The 5273-nt window shown below is 69.5% G+C and carries 4 protein-coding genes and 2 pseudogenes; 4 read left to right on the top strand and 2 right to left on the bottom strand.

Annotated features, from left to right (window positions below):
• Positions 1–365: pseudogene (locus tag VLK61_RS26255) on the bottom strand (hypothetical protein); the annotation flags it as partial.
• A 122-nt stretch (positions 366–487) separates the two neighbouring features.
• On the opposite strand from VLK61_RS26255, the gene VLK61_RS26250 reads away from it, so the two are divergent.
• The 4 genes from VLK61_RS26250 (at position 488) to VLK61_RS26235 (ending at position 4654) form a co-directional block, all read left to right on the top strand.
• Positions 488–1189: a Crp/Fnr family transcriptional regulator gene (locus tag VLK61_RS26250; RefSeq protein ID WP_325425569.1), complete on the top strand. Its 702-nt coding sequence runs from the start codon at positions 488–490 to the stop codon at positions 1187–1189.
• Between the two features lie 35 nt (positions 1190–1224).
• Positions 1225–2136: a TauD/TfdA family dioxygenase gene (locus VLK61_RS26245; RefSeq protein WP_325425567.1), complete on the top strand. Its 912-nt coding sequence runs from the start codon at positions 1225–1227 to the stop codon at positions 2134–2136.
• A gap of 77 nt (positions 2137–2213) precedes the next feature.
• A complete protein-coding gene (locus tag VLK61_RS26240; protein ID WP_325425565.1) occupies positions 2214–4169 on the top strand; it encodes an acetate--CoA ligase family protein in 1956 nt (651 codons plus the stop codon).
• Entirely contained in the window at positions 4166–4654 is a 489-nt protein-coding gene (locus VLK61_RS26235) for a hypothetical protein (RefSeq protein ID WP_325425563.1), read from the top strand. The genes VLK61_RS26240 and VLK61_RS26235 overlap by 4 nt, the downstream gene beginning before the upstream one ends.
• 10 nt (positions 4655–4664) lie before the next feature.
• On the opposite strand, the pseudogene VLK61_RS26230 reads toward VLK61_RS26235, so the two are convergent.
• A pseudogene (locus VLK61_RS26230) lies at positions 4665–5273 on the bottom strand (hypothetical protein); the annotation flags it as partial.

Below are 5273 nucleotides of genomic sequence, written 5' to 3'. Positions count from 1 at the left end.
ACTTCGAGCACGCTGTCGGGCCGCACGCTGACGGCAGCGTTGTCGATGAAGCGCAGATGGACATGGCCGTTGGCCGAGGTCTCGACGCGGTCGCCAACCTGGATCGTCGCGCCGCGGCGCAGGGGCTCGCTGCGGCCGTCCAGATGAACCACGCGGGCCACGCCGATCAGCAGGCTGACCTGGCCGACCGCCGATTCGTTGGCCAAGGCCGGCATCCCCACGGCAAGCAAACAGCTGGCCAGCGCGGCCGCGGCAAGCGCCCGCGGCACAGCAAACGGGCGGGTCCGCTGCGCGGGCAGGGCGCGACGGACGAGGGACGAAACGGCAGTACGGACGGCAGTAGGTACGGAAGGGCGGCGAGTCATCGCGTCACTCCTGGGTTTTGGAGCAGGATGCGGGAGAATGGATCTTGCACCCATTCAACCCATCATCGTGTGTTGCACATCACAAGCCGGCGGGGTTTGATTCATGCACAGTTCGAGCCCCGATGCCGATCCTGATCCCCATCCTGCAAGGACTGCGCCTGTTCGACAGCCTGCCGGCCGACAAACTGGCCGAGGTGTCCGCTGCGATGAACGAGCGCCGGGTCGAGCGCCGCGAGGTGGTGATCAAGCGGGGCGAAACCGAGGCCGGACTGGGCTTCCTGATCGAAGGCCGGCTGCAGACGGTGAATTTTACGTTGGACGGCCGAGAGGTCGGCATCGACTTCATCGACAACGGCGACTTCTTCGGCGAGCTCTCGGTGATCGACGGCCATGCGGCGCCCGAGTACATCATTGCCGTCGCGCCGTCGCGCTTGGCCTTCCTGGACCGCGAACGTGCGCGTGAGCTGATGTTCTCGACGCCGCGCGGCGCCGCGGCGGTGGCCGAACGGCTGGCGGCGCGCATGCGCCGGGCCGCGAGCCACCGTTCGCTGCTGGCGCTGCCCAGCTCCTTCCAGCGCGTCTGCGCACAGCTGAGCCTGCTGGCGCAGCGCGACAAGGTCGGCAAGGTGGTGATCGTGATGCCGCCGACGCACCAGGAGATCGCCATCATGGTCAATACCAGTCGCGAAACAGTGACCCGCACACTGCAGTTCCTGCAAGGCCTGAAGGTGCTGGCCCGAGACGGCAACCTGCTGGTAGTGCACCAGCCCGACACACTGCAACAGGCGGCCGATGGCAAGGTCACGCCGACCAAGGGATCGTGATGCCGAAGCCACCGCAGCGCCTGTCAAATCCCCCGATGTTCGCGTTTCGTCCGCCCTCGGCACAGTCAGCGCCAGTGGGCGAGCCACCGCCCTGGCTGCGCGCCTTCGAAGAAACCGGCCTGGTGCTGCTGAGTGGCGCCGAGCTCGATCTGACCGCTTTTGAAGCAGTGACGCAGCAGCTGTGCGGCCAGTTTCACCATGTGGCGACGCGCCAGGCGCTGCGCCAGCAGCAGGGCGACGGCTACACCACCGAGGTGTTCCGCGACAACTTCATCCTGTTCGCACACGCCGAAGGCAGCTACCGGCCCTACCCGCCGCCGCCGCAGGTGTGCTTCTTCCTGTGCGTGACGCCACCCACGGCGGCCGGCGGCGAAACCACCGTCATCGATGGCGCCGCGGTGTACCAGCACCTGCCCGCGCCGCTGCGTGAGCGGCTGGCGCAGCAGGGCGTGGTCTACGAATGCCTTTGGGCGCCGGAGCGCTGGCAAGCCGAATTCGGCGTGGCAACGACTGCCGAGTTGCAGGCCCTGATGGTGCGGTTGCCTGGCGTGCGCTGGGACATCGACGCCCAGGCCACATTGCAACTGTGGTACCACAGTGCGGCCCTGAGCACCTGCCGTACCGGCCAGCCGGTGTTCGCCACCGGCCTGCTGGCGCATCTGCCGCAGGTGCGGCACCCGCGCTACGACGGCCTGCCGGCCTACTCGAAGCCGACGAACCGCGTCTACTTCGGCGACGGCGAGCCGATCGGCGATGGCGACGTCAACACACTGATCGACCTGTGCGACGCACTGGCCTACGCCCACCGCTGGCAGGCGGGCGAGTTGCTGATGCTCGACAACACGCGCTACATGCATGGGCGCAACATGACCGCCGAACCCTGCCCGCGCGTGCTGGTCAGCCGCTTCGGCCACTACGCGCCCACGGCGGCGGCCGGCGTCGCATGATGAAGCTTCAGTCTTCGCCAGACCGCGCCGCGCAGCCCGCCGATCGAAAGGGGAAACGTGTCCCCGCCGTCGGGATCGTGGGCCGGCCCTCCTGGTTTCCCGGCCATGCCCATGGCCTGCGCCAGCCGGTGTTGCAAGTGCGGCTGCGCTGCCGCGTCAGCGACCCGCTGCCTTGGTCCGCGCTGCAGGCCTGGTGGCGGGCCGCCTGGCCGCAGCTGGCGTCTGCCGCCAACGCTCAAGGCAACGCGGCGGACGAAACCGCCACACCGGCCGGCGGCGACGTGCTGGCGGGACCCCAATTGCTCGCGCGCTGGGCCGAAGACCTGTTGCACCTGGGCGGCCTGCCGGTGCTGGAGCGGGCGCGCTGGGTACCGCTCAACGAGACCGAGGGCCGGCTGCTGCTGCCGGCGCTGGAGCAGCAAGCGGCGATGCTGGCGCTGAACCTGATCCTGAAGTTCGTGAGTGCTGCCGACGCAGCGGCGCCCGGTCCGGCTCTGGCCGAGTCGCTGCGCAGTGCGCTTCGTGCCTTCGCCGCCTACGTTCCGGCCGGCCAGAACACACCGCTGTTCCTGCAGGCGGCACACGAACTCGACATCCCGTGTGAACGCCTGGCTGGCAACGCCTACCAGTTCGGCCACGGCGCACGTTCACGCTGGCTGCGCAGTTCGTTCACCGATCAGACGCCGTCGATCTCGACCTGGCTGGCGCGCAACAAGCAGGCCACCGCGGAGCTGCTGCGCAATGCCGGCCTGCCGGTGCCGGACCACTTCCCGGTGCGCAATGTCGACGAAGCGCTGGCCGCAGCCGATCGCCTGGGCTATCCGGTGGTCGTCAAGCCGGCGGCGCTGGACGGTGGCCGGGGCGTGGCGGCTGGACTGCGCACACCCCAGGCGCTGCGCCGCGCCTACGAGGCCGCGCGTCAGCTGGCCGAAGCCATCCTGGTCGAGCGCCATGTCGAAGGCAGTGACCACCGCGTGCAGGTGATGCACGGCGAAGCCTACTGGGTGGTCAAACGGGTGCCCGGCAGCGTCACCGGCGATGGCCGCCTGCGCGTCGCCGAGCTGGTGCGGCAGGCCAATGCCGGGCGCGGCGAGCACTACTCCGGCATCCAGCGGCTGCTGCGGCCGCTGCAGCTCGACGAGGAAGCCGCCGAACTGTTGGCCGAACAAGGGCTGAGCGCCGATGCCGTGCCCGAGGCCGAACGCTTTGTGCGGCTGCGCCGGGCCGCCAATGTCGCCAGCGGCGGTGTGCCGGTGGTTTACGAACTCGACCAGGTGCATCCCGACAACCTGCGCCTGGCCGAGCGCGCCGCGCGCGTGCTGCGGCTGGACCTGGCCGGCGTGGACCTGCTGATCCCCGACATCCAGCGCTCCTGGCTGGAAACCGGGGCGGCGATCTGCGAAGTCAATGCCCAGCCGCATCTGTACCCGCACCTGCCCAGGCTGATCCTGCAGCGCCTGCTCGGCCCGCAGCGCGGACGCATTCCGGTGCTGCTGGTGCTCGGTGTCCCGCGTGACGCGCCGGAGTCGCAGCTGGCCGAACGTCTGCATCGGGGCCTGTTGGCCCAGGGCGTGCAAGCCGGGCTCGCCGGCCCGCAAGGCGTGTGGGTGGGTCGCGACCGGGTGGCCGCCGCCGGGAGCGGCTGTTATGCGGGTGGCCGCATGCTGCGCCGGGATACCGCCGTGCAGGCCGTCGTGCTGGACGTGCCGGACATGCAGGTCCTGCGCACCGGTTGGCCCTTCGACCGCTGCGACCTGCTGCTGCTCGCCGGCCCCCTGGTGCTGGCCGAGCCCCGGCAAGCCGACGGCCGGCAGCAGCCGCTGGCCATCGGCCCGATGCTGCGCCGCGTGCTGATCGACCTGCGGCCCCGTGCGGTGATTGCCGATGCCGATGACGACGACACCGTGCAGACCCTCCGGCAGGCGATGGACGGTCAAGCCGAGTTGCTCGCGGTGCGCCCGACGGCGCCGGATGCGCGCGACACCGAACTGGCCGCCGCCGCCCTGCGCTGGCTCCAGACCAACGGCTCATGACAGCCCCCGCACCTACCGGGCTGCCGCCGGCGGGCACCGCCATCGTGCTGTCGCCGGACGAGATCGTCGCGCTGTCCTCGCCCTACCTGGCCGGCGGCATCCGGCAAGAGGCCTGGGTCATCGATGCGCTGCGCATCGACGGCAAGCGGCTCGATGCGGTGGTGCGCATGGAACGCACCTTCGTCTCCCCCACCGATGCCGGCGGTTTTCACCTGTCGACCTTCATTGCGCTGGAGTTCGTCTCGCAGCTCACGGTGATCTATGCCCACCAGCAAAGCGGCCATGTGCGCAAGGAGCGCGAGGTCTGGATGCTGGAGAGCAGCTTCTCCAGCCGGCGACCCGTGCGCAACCCGCAGCACATCGACGTCCGGCTCGACGTGTTGTGGAGCCGCCGACGCGGCCGCGAGCTCTGGCTGAACTTTGGTTTCCGCGTCAGCGACGAGCACGGCCTGTTCGAAGGCACCCTGAAGGCAGTGATGCCCTAGCCTGCCGGGTTCAGGCCGGCGGCATGAACTCGATGCCTGTCGTGGCCAGGCCGATCAGTTCGACACTGTTCACGTTGATGTCGATCTGGCACGCCAGCAGACCCAGGCTCGCCTGGGTGAAGATGCCGGCGTCGAACAGGCTGTTGAAGTAGGCCAGTTCGTCCGCGCCGGGTGCGACGCCGATGACGTTGCGGTACACGTGGCGGATGAAGGCCTCGTTCGATGCGCCACCGGCGAAGGCCGGCACGGCGCTCACCGCCAGTTCGACTACGCTGGCATAGCTGGCGCCGCCATCGAACAGCGCGATGCCGATACCGACGAAAGCTTCGTTGTCCAGGTACTGCGGCCCGAACAGCGCGCGGATGATCTGCACGGTGTGGCCGGCGGCGCCGTCCAGGTCCAGCGCCAGCTGCCCATCGGTGAAGGCCAGGCGCTCCACTGCCACCAGCCGGTCGCTGCCTTCGTTGCCATCGCCGAGGTTCGTATCCGCCGTGCCCCAATGCGTGCTGGCCCGGCTGATCGCGAAGTCCTCGCGCCTACCGGCGAAGACGGCGGTGTCGAGACCGCTGCCGCCATCGATCACGTCATTGCCGGCGCCGCCGCTGATGCGGTCGTCGCC

Source organism: Aquabacterium sp., assembly GCF_035476535.1.
GTDB lineage: Bacteria > Pseudomonadota > Gammaproteobacteria > Burkholderiales > Burkholderiaceae_C > Pseudaquabacterium.
This window is presented reverse-complemented; position numbering and strand designations above follow the sequence as displayed.

Bases quoted from the DNA above. Each gene is read 5' to 3' on its own strand.
- VLK61_RS26245 (WP_325425567.1), top strand. From the start codon at position 1,225: ATGTTCGCGTTTCGTCCGCCCTCGGCACAGTCAGCGCCAGTGGGCGAG.
- VLK61_RS26235 (WP_325425563.1), top strand. From the start codon at position 4,166: ATGACAGCCCCCGCACCTACCGGGCTGCCGCCGGCGGGCACCGCCATC.
- VLK61_RS26250 (WP_325425569.1), top strand. From the start codon at position 488: ATGCCGATCCTGATCCCCATCCTGCAAGGACTGCGCCTGTTCGACAGC.